This window comes from Methylobacterium radiodurans, from assembly GCF_003173735.1.
Taxonomy (GTDB): Bacteria; Pseudomonadota; Alphaproteobacteria; order Rhizobiales; family Beijerinckiaceae; genus Methylobacterium; species Methylobacterium radiodurans.
In genome coordinates, this window is the sequence record NZ_CP029551.1 from 1,649,126 (window position 1) to 1,662,541 (window position 13,416).

At 70.6% G+C, this 13,416-nt stretch carries 14 protein-coding genes; 2 read left to right on the forward strand and 12 right to left on the reverse strand.

What is annotated here, in order from left to right:
* Positions 1-35: 35 nt before the first annotated feature.
* The 9 genes from alr to DK427_RS07470 all read right to left on the reverse strand — a co-directional run bounded on the left by alr (position 36) and on the right by DK427_RS07470 (position 7,266).
* Positions 36-1,127 (reverse strand): alanine racemase, encoded by a 1,092-nt coding sequence (gene alr, locus DK427_RS07430; RefSeq protein WP_109950706.1) that lies wholly within the window; start codon positions 1,125-1,127, stop codon positions 36-38.
* Positions 1,128-1,129: 2 nt separating this feature from the next.
* On the reverse strand, positions 1,130-1,585 hold the full coding sequence (locus DK427_RS07435) for a DUF29 domain-containing protein (protein WP_245930832.1): 456 nt from the start codon (positions 1,583-1,585) through the stop codon (positions 1,130-1,132).
* A complete protein-coding gene (locus tag DK427_RS27500; RefSeq protein ID WP_425452569.1) occupies positions 1,483-1,938 on the reverse strand; it encodes a DnaB-like helicase N-terminal domain-containing protein in 456 nt (151 codons plus the stop codon). The genes DK427_RS07435 and DK427_RS27500 overlap by 103 nt, the downstream gene beginning before the upstream one ends.
* Before the next feature lie 50 nt (positions 1,939-1,988).
* Positions 1,989-3,476, reverse strand: a complete 1,488-nt coding sequence (locus tag DK427_RS07445; protein ID WP_109950709.1) for a replicative DNA helicase — start codon at positions 3,474-3,476, stop codon at positions 1,989-1,991.
* 227 nt (positions 3,477-3,703) lie between these two features.
* On the reverse strand, positions 3,704-4,276 hold the full coding sequence (gene rplI / locus DK427_RS07450; RefSeq protein WP_109950710.1) for a 50S ribosomal protein L9: 573 nt from the start codon (positions 4,274-4,276) through the stop codon (positions 3,704-3,706).
* 36 nt (positions 4,277-4,312) lie between these two features.
* On the reverse strand, positions 4,313-5,335 hold the full coding sequence (locus DK427_RS07455) for a DUF2232 domain-containing protein (protein ID WP_109950711.1): 1,023 nt from the start codon (positions 5,333-5,335) through the stop codon (positions 4,313-4,315).
* Positions 5,336-5,478: 143 nt separating this feature from the next.
* Complete coding sequence (rpsR, locus tag DK427_RS07460) at positions 5,479-5,730, reverse strand: 30S ribosomal protein S18 (RefSeq protein ID WP_066921788.1); 252 nt, start codon at positions 5,728-5,730, stop codon at positions 5,479-5,481.
* A gap of 3 nt (positions 5,731-5,733) precedes the next feature.
* The gene (gene rpsF / locus DK427_RS07465; RefSeq protein ID WP_109950712.1) at positions 5,734-6,216 is read right to left on the reverse strand and encodes a 30S ribosomal protein S6; all 483 of its coding nucleotides are present in this window, start codon (positions 6,214-6,216) and stop codon (positions 5,734-5,736) included.
* A gap of 498 nt (positions 6,217-6,714) precedes the next feature.
* The gene (locus DK427_RS07470; RefSeq protein WP_109950713.1) at positions 6,715-7,266 is read right to left on the reverse strand and encodes a glutathione peroxidase; all 552 of its coding nucleotides are present in this window, start codon (positions 7,264-7,266) and stop codon (positions 6,715-6,717) included.
* A 141-nt stretch (positions 7,267-7,407) separates the two neighbouring features.
* Here DK427_RS07470 and DK427_RS07475 point away from each other — a divergent pair, with 141 nt between their 5' ends.
* Positions 7,408-7,974, forward strand: coding sequence for a cytochrome b (locus tag DK427_RS07475; RefSeq protein ID WP_109950714.1), 567 nt, complete (start codon positions 7,408-7,410; stop codon positions 7,972-7,974).
* A 91-nt stretch (positions 7,975-8,065) separates the two neighbouring features.
* Here DK427_RS07475 and DK427_RS07480 read toward each other — a convergent pair whose 3' ends face one another.
* Both DK427_RS07480 and DK427_RS07485 read right to left on the reverse strand, forming a co-directional pair.
* Positions 8,066-8,947, reverse strand: coding sequence for an AprI/Inh family metalloprotease inhibitor (locus DK427_RS07480; protein ID WP_109950715.1), 882 nt, complete (start codon positions 8,945-8,947; stop codon positions 8,066-8,068).
* Entirely contained in the window at positions 8,944-9,912 is a 969-nt protein-coding gene (locus DK427_RS07485; protein WP_109954055.1) for a 2-hydroxyacid dehydrogenase, read from the reverse strand. Before DK427_RS07485 ends, DK427_RS07480 begins: the two co-directional genes overlap by 4 nt.
* Before the next feature lie 256 nt (positions 9,913-10,168).
* Between DK427_RS07485 and leuC the strand changes: the two genes are divergently transcribed.
* Complete coding sequence (gene leuC, locus DK427_RS07490) at positions 10,169-11,581, forward strand: 3-isopropylmalate dehydratase large subunit (RefSeq protein ID WP_109950716.1); 1,413 nt, start codon at positions 10,169-10,171, stop codon at positions 11,579-11,581.
* Positions 11,582-11,840: 259 nt separating this feature from the next.
* On the opposite strand, the gene DK427_RS07495 is transcribed toward leuC, so the two are convergent.
* The gene (locus tag DK427_RS07495) at positions 11,841-13,415 is read right to left on the reverse strand and encodes a DHA2 family efflux MFS transporter permease subunit (RefSeq protein ID WP_109950717.1); all 1,575 of its coding nucleotides are present in this window, start codon (positions 13,413-13,415) and stop codon (positions 11,841-11,843) included.
* Position 13,416 lies beyond the last annotated feature (1 nt).

The following is a 13,416-nucleotide window of genomic DNA, read 5'->3' on the forward strand; positions in this document are numbered from 1 at the left end:
CGTCGGGCGGTCGAACCGGCTGCGCCGATCCCGCCTTACTCTATATAGGTGCGAACATACCGGGAACCCAGCCCGGTCAGGATCTCGTAGCCGATCGTGCCGGCCGCGCGGCCCACCGTATCCACGTCGAGCGCGTCTCCGATCAGCACGGCGGTTGCGCCGCGCCGGGCGTCGGGCGCCTCGGTGACGTCGAGGATAATCAGGTCCATCGAGATCAGGCCGAGGATCGGGCAGAGGACTTCGCCGACGAGCGCGTGGCCGCGCCCGCTCGCCGCGCGCGGGTAGCCGTCCGCGTAGCCGAGCGAGAGCGTGGCGAGACGGCGCGGCCCGGGGGCGACCCAGCGGTGGTTGTAGCCCGCGCCCGCGCCGGCTTCGACGGCGCGTACCTGCACGATCTCGGCCTCCAGCCGCACCACCGGCCGCATCGGGTTCGGCCGGCCCGGCGTCGGGTTGCCGCCGAACAGGGCGTAGCCCGGCCGCAGCAGGTCGTGGTGCGCGGCCGTCCCCAGGAAGATGCCCGAGGAGTTGGCGAGCGAGGCGGGGATCTCCGGGAAGGCGGCGCGGGCGGCCGCGAAGTCGCGGATCTGCCGGGTGTTGACCGGATCCTCGGGCAGCTCGGCGCTGACGAGGTGGCTCATCACCAGATCGATGCCGGCCGCCCGAATGCGGGGATCGGCGCGCAGCGCCAGCGCTTCCGGCACCGAGAAGCCGAGCCGGTTCATGCCGGTATCGACGTGGAGGGCCGCTCCGTGCGCGCCCTGGCTCGCCGCGGCCCAGGCGTCGAGTTCGTCGTGCGAGCCGAGGACGGGCCGCAGGTTGTCGCGCAGGAAGGCGTCGGCACCGCCCGGCGGCAGCCCGTTCAGCACGTAGATCGCAGCCTCCGACAGTGCGCGCCGCACCGCCGCGCCCTCCGTGAGATGGGCCACGAAGAAGGTGCGGCAGCCCGCCCGCCACAGGGCGGAGGCCACGGGCGCGAGACCGCAGCCGTAGGCGTCCGCCTTGACCACGGCGGCGCAGGGCGTGCCGGGCCCCTGGGCGCCGAGGCGCCGCCAGTTCTCGGCGATGGCGGCGAGGTCGACGGTGAGGCGGGCGCCGTGTCCGACGGGCGCTGGGGTGTCGGGGGTGATGATCAGGCGTCCTCGCTCGGCGGCCAGGGGATCGGCCGGTTCATGATCGTCTCGAAGTCGTAGGGGCAGGCAGCCGGGAAGGTGTCCTCGTCCAGGCCTGGCTCGCCCGCGGCGTCGATCCGGGCGCGGCGATAGGCTTTATCGATCGCGAAGGGAAGACGGGCTTTCAGGCTCGGGCTCCTTTCCAAGACCTTCGCGGCGTCCAGGCGACCGTTCCGAATCGACAGCATCCAGCTGCGTGTGCGCTTGCCCGGCTGATGATCCCACTTCAGCAGATGCATCGGCGTGATGCGCAGCGCACTCTCCAGCTTGGTGTAGATCTCGTTGCCCAAATCCTCGATCTCCTCGGCGAGGTTCAGGGCGTCGAGGGCCGAGAACTGCGCGCGCCGGAGACGCTGGGCCTGCTCGAAGGCCCAATCGTAGAAATCGAGATCGTAGATGCTCGGGCGGTGCTGCACCCGCGCGGCCTCCGCGAGGAGGTGGGCGATCCCTTAGGCGTGGTGGGGTGCGGAAGCCGTCTCGACCAGCCCGCCAGATAGGTCTCCGCAGGGGTCCCATCCGGCCCCACGTCGCTGACGCGGGGCAGCACGGAATCGGGCGCGATCGTCTGCCCGGCCGCGGCGAGTTCGCCAGCGACCTCGAACACCCCCCGGTGCAGGCTCTGCGTCCAGTCCTCGCCGCGCAGGATCCACGCGACCGCCGGATACACCTCCGGATGGGGGAGGATGATCCCGACGAGCTGCCGCTCGCCCTCGTAGACGTCGTTCAAGCTTGGCGGCTCGGGTGTCCGCCTCGTCGTCGCAAGGGCCACGTCGCGTCTCCGGCCGGTGGGCTGCCGGCCAATCCTATCACATCAGCGCGTCACATCGGCTCGGGCAGGCGGTCGCTCTGGGCGAGGTTCGAGAAGCGGGTGATGTTGGCGTCGAACTGCAGCTCGACCGTGCCGGTGGGGCCGTGGCGCTGCTTGCCGATGATCACCTCGGCCTTGCCGTGGACGCGCTGCATCTCGGCCTCCCAGGCGAAGAACTCCTCGGTGCCCTCGCGCGGCTTCTTGTTGCCGACGTAGTACTCCTCGCGGAACACGAACATCACCACGTCGGCGTCCTGCTCGATCGAGCCCGATTCGCGCAGGTCCGAGAGCTGCGGGCGCTTGTCGTCGCGGTTCTCAACTTGGCGGGAGAGCTGCGAGAGCGCGATGATCGGCACCGAGAGCTCCTTGGCCAGCGCCTTCATGCCGGTGGTGATCTCGGTCATCTCCTGCACGCGGTTCTCGCCCTTCTTGGACGAGCCAGAGAGCAGCTGCAGGTAGTCCACGATCAGCAGGTCGAGGCCCTTCTGGCGCTTGAGGCGGCGGGCACGGGCGGCAAGCTGGGCGATCGAGATGCCGCCGGTCTGGTCGATGTAGAACGGGATCGTCTGCATGTCCCGGGCGGCGTCGGTGATCTTGTAGAAATCCTCCGGCCGGATGTCGCCGCGGCGGATCTTGTAGGAGGGCACGCCCGACTGCTCGGCGATGATGCGGGTCGCCAATTGCTCGGCCGACATCTCGAGCGAGAAGAAGCCGACGATGCCGCCGTTGACGGTCTTGGTGACGCCGTCCTGTCCCTTCTCGCCCTGGTAGGCCTTGGCGATGTTGAAGGCGATATTGGTCACCAGCGAGGTCTTGCCCATGGCCGGGCGCCCCGCGAGGATGATCAGGTCGGAGGGCTGCAGGCCGCCCATCTTGGCGTCGAGGTCGGACAGGCCGGTGGCTATCCCTGAGAGCTTGCCCTCGCGCTGGTAGGCCTTGGCCGCCATGTCGATGGCGGCGGTCAGAGCGTCCGAGAACTTCTGGAAGCCGCCGTCGTACTTGCCGGCCTCGGCGAGTTCGTAGAGCCGGCGCTCGGTCAGCTCGATCTGCTCGCGCGGCGCCTGCTCGACGGGGGCCTCGTAGGCGCCGTTGACCAGATCCTCGCCGATGTTGATGAGCCGGCGCCGGATGGCGAGGTCGTAGATGGTGCGGCCGTACTCGCCCGCGTTGATGACCGTGGTGGCGTCGGCCGCCAGACGGGCGAGGTACTGCATCACCGTCTGGCCGCCGAAATCGGCGTCGCCGAGATACGTCTTCATGGTGATGGGGGTTGCGAGCTTGCCCGCCTTGATCAGCGACACCGCGACCGTGAAGATCTGCTGGTGCGCCTCCTCCATGAAGTGCTCGGGCAGCAGGAAGTCCGAGACGCGGTAGTAGGCGTCGTTGTTGACCAGCATCGCGCCGAGCAGCGCCTGCTCCGCGTCTATGTTGTGGGGCTGGACCCGGTACTCGGTCGGCACCGCCTCGAGCCGGGCCGTCAGGGCGTTGGGCAGGGCCATCGGCTAGCTCCTCCGGCGCGTCCCCAAGCGGGCCGCGCGACTTCACCTTCGCGCGGACCATGCACCGGTATGGTTGACCGATGCTTGCCGCGCCATCCGCGCGCCGGGGGTGCGACACGAAGAACGCCCGCCTCTCGAGGGAGAGGCGGGCGTCCATGTTTGGAACAAATGTGGAACCGGTCAACCCTCGGGGCGAACAGTCCCCGTTGTCCACCGGATCTCCTAGATCAGCCGCGGTCGTCGGCGCCCTCACCGGCCTCGGCGAGCGCCGCGCCGACCTCGAGGCCGAGGTCGTCGAGGTTGAACGCCTCGCGCTCGGTGACCGACTCGCCGCGGGCCTGACGCTCGGCCTCCTCGGGGCTGCGGGCGATGTTGACGGTGACCTTCACCTCGACCTCGGGGTGCAGGACGACCGGCACGGTGTGCAGGCCGAGCGTCTTGATCGGCTGGTTCAGGGTGAACTGGCCGCGCTCGACCGTGAAGCCCTCCTTCGAGACGACCTCGGCGAGGTCGCGGGTGGAGACCGAGCCGTAGAGCACGCCGGTCTCGCCCGACTGGCGGATCAGGATGAAGCTCTGGCCATCGAGCTTCTCGGCGACGGCTTCCGCGTCCTTCTTGCGGTCGAGGTTGCGCGCCTCGAGCTGGGCGCGCTGGTCCTCGAAGCGCTTCTTGTTGGCCTCGGTGGCGCGGAGAGCCTTGCCGCGGGCGAGGAGGAAATTGCGGGCGAAGCCCGGGCGGACGTTCACGGTCTCGCCCATCTGGCCGAGCTTGGCCACGCGCTCGAGGAGGATGACTTCCATGGTTCTGTTCCTTTCAGAGAGTGCTTTGAACGGGTCTCAGGTCGCCGGGCCGCCACGGGGGCGGCGGCGGTCGAGGGCGGTATCGGCGAGGCCGAACAGGGTCAGCGCGACGAGGGCGATGCCTTGCGTCACGAAGAGGATGAGGTAGAGGCCGAAGAGCAGCGCCCCGCGCCCCGGCCGGCCGCGGCTGCGGTCGTGGAAGGCGGCGAGCCCTTGCAGCGCGAAGACCGCGCAGAGCGCGCCGACCAGCGCCGTGCCGAACACGCCGAGATAGCCCGGCGCCAGCGTGAGCCCGACGGCGAGCGCCAGCAGCCCGAGCATCCCCCGCGGCATCGCGGTCGAGGGGATGTCCGGCCAGGGGCGCAGCAGGCGGCCGGAGAGGCGAACGATGCGGGCCGAGGCCCAGAGATAGAAGACGAGGAGGAGGGCGAGGCCCGTGGCGGCGATGCCGGGCAGCAGGCGGCCCATCGCCTCGGCGAGTTCCGCGTGCAGCTCGGCCTTCGCCTTCGCGTCGGCGGGCTCGGCGGGGGACGCGGACGGCGTCTCGGCGCCTTGCTCGGAAGCTTCGCTCTTCTCCGTGCGCGGCGCGGGCGCGCTGCCGTCGCGCATCTGCACGCGGATCAGGTTGCCGGCGAGCTGGCGCATCTGCGTCTCGTAGGCCTCGTAGCTCGACGAGGACAGGAGCGCGATGGCCACCACCGCGGCGCCCGCCGTGGTGCCGACCCAGCCGAGCAGGCGCCCGGTCGGGTACCACTCCGTGGTGCCGTCCGAATTCTGCCGGCCGAGGAGCGTGAGATAGGCGAGCCACCAAGCGGGCAGGGCGAGATAGGCGGCAAAGCCGAGGCCCAGCGAGGGCGAGACGGCGAGGGCCAGCGCGAGGCTGCCGGTGACGGCGGCGGCGAGCGCGGCGCGGTGGCTCCAGCCGAGACCGACGATCAGGATGGGGAGCGGCGAGACGAGGTTCAGCACGAAGGCGAGCAGCGTCCCTTTGAGGAGAACGCCGAACAGGAGGGCCGAGACGAGGCCCGCGCCGATGCCGATGCCGAGATACTGGGTCATGGGTTCCGCTGTCCCGCCGGTCCGTGTGGCCGGGGTTAGAGGCGTCGTGCGCCCCAACGATGACGGCGGCCGGGAAAAGCCGCCGTCTTCAAGCGATGTGGAGGCCGGCCCGGGAAGCCCGGACCGGCCTGATCTGTGAAGACCTACTTGATGACGTAGGGCAGCAGGCCGAGGAAGCGGGAGCGCTTGATGGCCTGGGCCAGCTCGCGCTGCTTCTTGGCGGAGACCGCGGTGATGCGGCTCGGCACGATCTTGCCGCGCTCCGAGACGTAGCGCGACAGCAGCTTCACGTCCTTGTAGTCGATCTTCGGAGCGTTCGCGCCGGAGAAGGGGCAGGTCTTGCGACGACGGAAGAAAGGACGACGGCCACCGCCGCCACCAGCACCGAAGGCCATGACTTAGTTCTCCCCGCCGAAGTTGCGCTCGGGACGCTCGCCCCGCTCGGGACGGTCCCCGCCGCGGTCGCCGCGATCCCCACGGTCGCCGCCGAAGCCGCCACCGCCGAAGCCCTCGTCGTCGCGGCGACGGCCGCGCTCGCGGTCGCGACGGTCGTCGCGGTCGCGCTTCTGCATCATCGCGGAGGGCTCCTGCTCCAGCTCCTCGACGCGGATCGTCATGAAGCGCAGGATGTCTTCCGAGATCTGCATCTGGCGCTCCATCTCGGCGATCGCGGCCGGGGGAGCGTCGATGTTGAGGAGCGCGAAGTGCGCCTTGCGGTTCTTCTTGATGCGGTAGGCGAGGGACTTGACGCCCCACATCTCGATCTTCTCGAGACGGCCGCCGTTCTGCTCGATCACACCCTTGTAGGTGTCGATCATGGTCTCGACCTGCTGGGACGTCACGTCCTGGCGGGCGAGGAGCACGTGCTCATAGAGAGGCATTTCGGGCCTTTCATCGTGGATGAGGCCCGGGACGCGCGCAATCGAGCGGAGCCGGGCCGGTTCGTTCACGCTTGCCCGGCGCCAAGCCCTTCGAGCCGTGATGAGGGCCCGAGCGGTTGATCGAAGGCGGAGACACGGGACGACGGATCCGAAGACCCTGTGCCGACAGGCGGCACCGTCCGTTCAGCCCCCGGCCGGAGCGAACGCGAGGGGCGGCGCATAGGGGTTTTTTTCGGCTTTGGCAAGGGCTGGGGCCACGCTCCGGGCGCTGTCCGGATGAGGCACCCCCCTATCCCTGCGCGCGGGGAGAGGCACGCAGGCACCTTGTCGTGCCGGCGGGAAGCGGAGGCGAAAGCCGGAGCGGCGGTGAGGGGGCTTGTCCGGCTAAGCCTCTTCCGTCGAAGCTCCCTCACCATCGCCTGCCGTCTCGCTTCATGCCCCGACGAGGGGGCATGAAGCCCTCTCCCGCACGGCGGGGAGAGGGGATCCACGGCGGTTTCAGGCCTTGTCCAGCTCCGCCGCGATGGCCGAGATCACCCGCGGGTCGGTCGGCTCGACCTGGGTGGCGAAGGCGCCCGCCAGGGTGCCGTCGCGGGCGATCAGGTACTTGTGGAAGTTCCAGCGCGGGGTCTCGCCCGGCCGCTCGGCCGCCGCCCAGGCGTAGAACGGGTGGGCGTTCGGCATTTTCACCCGGGTCTTGGCGGTGAGCGGGAAGGTGACGCCGTGGTTCTTCCGCGCGGCCTCGGCGATCGCCGCCCCGTCGAGCGGCTCCTGGTTGCCGAAATCGGGCGAGGGGACGCCGATCACCGCGAGCCCGCGGTCCTGGAAGCGGGTCCACAGGGTCTGGAGGCCCGAGAGCTGCCCGGCATACCCGCAGGCGGTCGCGGTGTTGGCCACGAGGATCGGCCGGCCCTTGAAGCCGTCCAGCGGCAGAGTGCCGCCCTCCGGCTTCTCAAAGGTGAAATCGGTCGCCCGGCCGTCGGCGGCGCGGGCAGGCAGGGCGAGCGCGGCGCCGATCAGAACGAGGGCTTCGCGACGCAGCAGGGTCATGACGTCTTCCCCCACGAGTTGCCCCAACGAATTTTCGAGACCCGATTCTAGCGCGGACCGCCGCTCCGTCCACCGGAGGGATGTCCTTCGCGGCCTGCGGATCTAGCTTGGATCCTGTTAAACCCGCGCCCGGAGGAAACGATGCCGCCCACCTACGTCACCGCCTCCGGCATGCCCCGCTACAACGGGGTGGCCCAGGCCCTGCACTGGCTGACCGCGCTCCTCGTCGCCGCCGTGCTGCCGCTCGCCTGGGTCGCCACCAACCTCGCCCGGGACGCGCCGAGCAAGGGCGACATGTTCGTGCTGCACAAATCGGTCGGGCTGACGCTGTTCGCCCTCGTGGTCCTGCGGATCGTCTGGCGCATCCTCCACCCGGCGCCGCCCGAGCCTCGGATGCCCGCGGCACTCGCTGTGCTCGGGCGGATCAACCACTGGCTGCTCTACGCGATCTTCCTCGTCATGCCGGTGAGCGGCTACCTGCTCAGCGCCTTCGCGGGGCGCTCGACCCCGTATTTCTGGCTGTTCACCGTGCCGGGCCTGCCGAAGGACGAGGGGCTGCAGAAGATCTTCCAGTCCGTCCACCTCGTCGGCCAGTGGGCCGTCTACCTCTTGGTCGGCCTGCACATCCTGGCGACCGTCTGGCATGTGGCGATCCGCCGCGACGGCCTGCACGAGCGGATGATGCCGGTGCAGGATCAGGTCGGGTAAGCCGCCTCCCGTCGAGTTCTCGAAAGGGCCGGGACCTTTCACGGGCCTAGGGGGGGAGCCCCGGTTGGCGAGGCCGCGCCGGGATCCGCTTCTAGGGCTCGACGCGGCGCAGGATGAAGGTAGTCCCGGTCTCCGGATCGCGCCGCCAGGCACCCTCGCCGTTCGGCACCAGGCCGACCGTGTGGCCGCGGCGGGCCTTCAGGGTGAGGCGGCCGGCGGCGAAGCTCCAGGTGGCGGGGCCGAACACCTCGATCCCGCTGTCGCGGCAGCCCGGCATCAGGGTGACGCCCCCGTCGCCGGCGAGTTCGAGCCGGCAGACGTCCCGGTCGCGGTAGCGGTCGAGCGCGTAGAGGCCGGGGGCCGACTCGCCCGCAGCCGGGGCGGGGAGGGCGGCCTGCACGGCCGGCCGGTCCGGCGCGGAGGTCTCGGGGCCGGCCGTCGCGATCTGGGGCGACGCGACGGGCCGGTCCGGCTCGGGCGGGCGCATCGCCGCGATGTCGAGGGGCACGAAGCTGTAGACCTCGCCCGCCTCGGATTTCGCGCCGTAGCTGCCCCGGTCGGGCCGGGGCGTGAAGATCAGGAGCGGCCGCACGTCCTTGTCGACGAGGCGCACGCCGCCCTCGGTGTAGAGCCAGCCGACCATGGTGGTGGTGATCGGCAGCGCCCGACGGCAGCCCGCCGGGAAGGCGAGCTTGCGGCCCACTGGTCCGTTGTCGAGGCCGAGCGTCATCACGCAGCGCCGGTTGGTCCCGTCGCGGGAAAGGTCCCAGGTGCCCGGCACGCCGGTGAACCGGTCGGGCAGGCGATCGACCGGCGGGGCCAGCGCCGCCTCCGGGGCGGTCGGGGTCGCGTCCGGCGGCGCGGACGGCAGCAGGGGCGGGAGCTGCGGCGGCTGCGCGGGGATCGCCTCCTGGGCCGCGGCGGTGGATGAGGCCAGAGCGGCCGCGAGGGCCGTGAGGAGGATCCGTCTCACGCCCCGGCTGTCCCGGATGTCCCGGCGTCGGCCCGCCGCGGCGTCTCGGCGACGGGAGTCAGCGGCCCGCGCCCCGCGAACCACGAGAGCAGGTTGTCGGCCACGAGCCGGCCCATCGCCGCCCGGGTGTGGTGCGAGGCCGAGCCGACATGCGGCAGCAGCACCGCGTTGTCGCGGGCGACCAGGTCGGCCGGCACGTGCGGCTCGTCGGCGAACACGTCGAGGCCGGCGGCCTGGATGGTGCCGTCCGCGAGCGCAACTGTGAGCGCCGCCTCGTCCACGAGGCTGCCACGGGCGACGTTGACCAGCACGCCCTCGGGCCCGAGTGCCCGCAGCACCGCGGCATCGATCAGCCCCGCGGTCCCAGCGCCGCCCGGCGCCACCACGATCAGCACGTGCACGGCCTCGGCGAGGCCCAGCAGCGTCGGGTGGTAGGCGTAGGGCACGTCCGCCTGCCGCGAGCGGCCGTGATAGGCGATCTCGACCCCGAAGCCTTCGAGCCGCCGCGCGATGGCGCGCCCGATCCGGCCAAGGCCGAGGATGCCGACCCGGCGCCCGCGCAGCGACGGCGAGAGCGGGAACGGCGCCTCCCGCCAGCGCCCGGCCCTGAGGTAGCGGTCCGCCTGCGGGATGCGGCGGAGCGTGGCGAGCAGGAGGCCGAGCGTGAGGTCGGCCACCTCGTCGGTGAGCACGTCCGGCGTGTTGGTGACGACGATGCCCCGGGCGGCGGCGGCCCGCGCATCCACCGTGTCGTAGCCGACGCCGAAATTCGCGACGATTTCCAGCTTCGGCAGCCGGTCCATCAGGGCGGCGTCGACCGGCGTCTGCGCGCCGACCGCGAGGCCGCGGATGCGGGGCGCGACCTCCCTCAGCAGCGCCTCCGGGTCGGCGGCGCCGTCGACCCGGTGCAGGGTGAGGCGGGCGCCAAGGGCCTCCGCCACGACCGGGTGCATCGGCCGTAGCATCAGGATCTCGGGCGGGGCGGGCTCGCTCACGGTTGGGACTCCGGCCGGCGCGCGGGGCACGCCTATCCCCCCACATACCGCATCCGGCCCGGTTGTCGCCGCCCGCGGGCGAGACCCGTGCGACAGAAGCCGGCCAGCCATCCCGCGGCGGCGGCGCGACGCCTCTTCCGATTCTCGCCTCACACCCCTACTAAGAGTGGTTCCAAGCCGGGTGCATCGGGTGCCCCGGATGGTCCCCACAGCGAATACTCAAGCCATGGCAAGCCCGCGCACGCTCTACGACAAGATCTGGGACGACCACGTCGTCGATGTTCAGCCGGACGGCACCAGCCTCCTCTACATCGACCGCCACCTCGTGCACGAGGTGACGAGCCCCCAGGCGTTCGAGGGCCTACGCGTGGCCGGCCGGAAGGTGCGCCATCCCGAGAAGACGCTCGCGGTCGTGGACCACAACGTCCAGACCTCGGACCGGAGCGCCGGCATCGAGGATCCTGAGAGCCGCACCCAGCTCGAGGCTCTGGCCGAGAACGTGCGCGATTTCGGCATCGAGTTCTACGACGCGCTGGATCGCCGCCAGGGCATCGTCCACATCATCGGGCCGGAGCAGGGCTTCACGCTGCCCGGCCAGACGATCGTGTGCGGCGACTCGCACACCTCGACGCACGGCGCCTTCGGGGCGCTGGCGCACGGCATCGGCACCTCGGAAGTCGAGCACGTGCTCGCCACCCAGACGCTGGTGCAGAAGAAGGCCAAGAACATGCGCGTCACCGTGGACGGCAGGCTGCCGGCCGGCGTGACCGCGAAGGACATCATCCTGGCGATCATCGGCGAGATCGGCACGGCCGGCGGCACCGGCCACGTGCTGGAATACGCGGGCGAAGCCATCCGCGGGCTCTCGATGGAGGGCCGCATGACGATCTGCAACATGTCGGTCGAGGGCGGCGCGCGCGCCGGCATGGTCGCGCCCGACGAGACGACCTTCGCGTACGTGAAGGGCCGGCCGAAGGCGCCGCAGGGCGCGGCCTTCGACGCGGCGCGCCGCTACTGGGAGAGCCTCGTCAGCGACGAGGGCGCCCATTTCGACCGCGAGGTTCGGCTGGATGCGGCGAACCTCCCCCCGATCGTCAGCTGGGGCACCAGCCCCGAGGACGTGATCTCGGTCCAAGGCCTCGTGCCGGACCCGGCCGTGATCGCCGACGAGAACAAGCGGCAGTCGAAGGAGAAGGCGCTGGCCTATATGGGCCTGACGCCGGGCACGCGGATCACCGACATCACCCTGGACCGGGTCTTCATCGGCTCCTGCACCAACGGGCGCATCGAGGACCTGCGCGAGGTCGCCCGGGTCGTCGGCGATCGCAAGGTGCACCAGAACGTCTCGGCGATGATCGTGCCGGGCTCCGGCCTCGTGAAGGCGCAGGCCGAGGCGGAAGGGCTCGACAAGATCCTGAAGGCGGCGGGCTTCGACTGGCGCGAGCCGGGCTGCTCGATGTGTCTCGGTATGAACCCGGACAAGCTGCGGCCGGGCGAGCGCTGCGCCTCGACCTCGAACCGCAACTTCGAGGGCCGCCAGGGCCCTCGCGGGCGCACGCACCTCGTCTCCCCGGCGATGGCGGCCGCCGCGGCGGTGGCTGGCCGCTTCGTCGACATCCGCGAGTGGCCGCAGGGCTGATGGAACCAACCCTCCCCCTCTGCGGGGGGAGGGTGCCTCGCGCATGCGAGGCGGTCGGGACGAAGTCCCGCAGAGAGGGGACGACGCTTCAGGTTCCGCGCCGCGTCGATGCCGAGCGCTGTCCTGAAACCGGGTTCCCCTCACCCGCCCCCTGCTGACGCAGGGGCCACCCTCCCCCGCAGAGGGGGGAGGGAGAGCGTTGCGTCTCAGAAGAATGATCGAGCCCGTCCCGGATGCCGGGGCGAACTTTCCTTTGGGCTCAGTGCCCGGCCCCGGCCGGCGCGGCGCCCCGCGGGCGGCGGATCAGCGGCGTGCCGCAGGCCATGCCCAGGAACAGCACGGTGAGCACGAGGAACACGTCCTCGAAGCTCATCACCAGCCCCTGGATCCGCACCGTGTTGGTCATGGCCTTCAGCGCCATGCCGCTGGCGTCGCCGCCCAGCACCTCGAACTGGCGGCGCATCGCGTCGAGGCGCTCCAGCGCGGCGGTGTTGGCCCAGGTGAAGCGCTCGTGCAGCCGCGCGAGGTGGAGGTCCCAGCGGGCGTTCAGCACCGTGTTGATCAGCGCCAGCCCCACCGCGCCGCCGAGGTTGCGCGTGAGGTTGAACAGGCCCGAGGCGTTCTTCATCCGCTCCGGCGGCAGGGTGCCGAGCGCGATGTTGTTGATCGGGATCATGCAGAGCATCAAGGAGCAGCCGCGCAGTACCTGCGGCAGCAGCAGCTCCCAGAAGTCCCAGTCCTTGGTCAGCCCTGTGACGATCCAGGTGCCGAGCGCGAAGCCGGAGAACCCCAACGCCATCATCACCCGCGGATCGAGCTTCGCCGACAGCTTGCCGGCGATCGGGGCGGTCGCGAACATGCAGAGTCCTGAGACGAACATCGTCTCGCCGATCTGCAGCGCCGAGTAGCCGCGCACCCGGGCGAGGTAGACCGGGTACAGGTAGGTCAGCCCATAGAGGCCGATGCCCATCACGAAGCTGAAGACGCAGCCGCCCGCGAAGTTGCGGTCCGAGAAGGCGCGCAGGTCTACGATCGGCTGGCGCGCCGTGAAGACCCGCCAGAAGAACAGCAGCGCCGACACGGAGCAGACGAGCGCGCAGACGAAGACCGCCTCGTCCTGCAGCCAGTCGTGGTTCGGGCCCTCCTCCAGCACGTATTCGAGGCAGCCGAGGAAGCCCGCCATGAAGGCGAGGCCGGCCCAGTCGAAGCTCTTCAGGAGGTCGAGGTTCGGCCGGTCGAAATCGACCAGGAACCAGGTCGAGACCGTGACGAAGATGCCCGGCACGATGTTGATCAGGAACAGCCAGTGCCAGGAGAACAGGTCGGTGAGGTAGCCGCCGACCGTCGGGCCGATGGTCGGCGCCAGCGTCGCCACGAGGCCGATCATCGGCGAGACGATGGTGCGCTTGGAGGGCGGGAATATCGTGAAGGCGGAGGCGAACACAGTCGGGATCATGCCGCCGCCGATGAACCCTTGCGCGGCGCGCCACACGATCATCTCGCCGATCGACGAGGAGGTGGCGCACATCAGGCTCATCAGCGTGAAGCCGCCGGCCGAGATCGAGAACATCCAGCGCGTCGAGAGCACCCGCGAGAGCGTGCCCGAGAGCGGGATCGAGATGACCTCGGCGATGAGGTAGCTCGTCTGCACCCAGGGGATCTCGTCGCCCGACGCCGAGAGGCCGGCCTGGATCTCGTTCAGCGAGGCCGAGACGATCTGGATGTCCAGGATCGCCATGAACATGCCGAAGACCATGCAGACGAACGCCACCATACGGCGGCGGTCGATCGGCGGGTCGGCCGGGACGGGGCCGGTGGCGGCGTTGGCGGCCATG

Excerpts from the sequence above, each read along its gene's own strand:
- DK427_RS07445 (WP_109950709.1), bottom strand. The coding sequence starts at position 3,476 with ATGGCCCTGCCCAACGCCCTGACGGCCCGGCTCGAGGCGGTGCCGACC.
- rplI (WP_109950710.1), bottom strand. The coding sequence starts at position 4,276 with ATGGAAGTCATCCTCCTCGAGCGCGTGGCCAAGCTCGGCCAGATGGGC.
- DK427_RS07455 (WP_109950711.1), bottom strand. The coding sequence starts at position 5,335 with ATGACCCAGTATCTCGGCATCGGCATCGGCGCGGGCCTCGTCTCGGCC.
- rpsR (WP_066921788.1), bottom strand. The coding sequence starts at position 5,730 with ATGGCCTTCGGTGCTGGTGGCGGCGGTGGCCGTCGTCCTTTCTTCCGT.
- rpsF (WP_109950712.1), bottom strand. The coding sequence starts at position 6,216 with ATGCCTCTCTATGAGCACGTGCTCCTCGCCCGCCAGGACGTGACGTCC.
- DK427_RS07470 (WP_109950713.1), bottom strand. The coding sequence starts at position 7,266 with ATGACCCTGCTGCGTCGCGAAGCCCTCGTTCTGATCGGCGCCGCGCTC.
- DK427_RS07475 (WP_109950714.1), top strand. The coding sequence starts at position 7,408 with ATGCCGCCCACCTACGTCACCGCCTCCGGCATGCCCCGCTACAACGGG.
- DK427_RS07485 (WP_109954055.1), bottom strand. The coding sequence starts at position 9,912 with ATGCTACGGCCGATGCACCCGGTCGTGGCGGAGGCCCTTGGCGCCCGC.
- leuC (WP_109950716.1), top strand. The coding sequence starts at position 10,169 with ATGGCAAGCCCGCGCACGCTCTACGACAAGATCTGGGACGACCACGTC.
- DK427_RS07495 (WP_109950717.1), bottom strand. The coding sequence starts at position 13,415 with ATGGCCGCCAACGCCGCCACCGGCCCCGTCCCGGCCGACCCGCCGATC.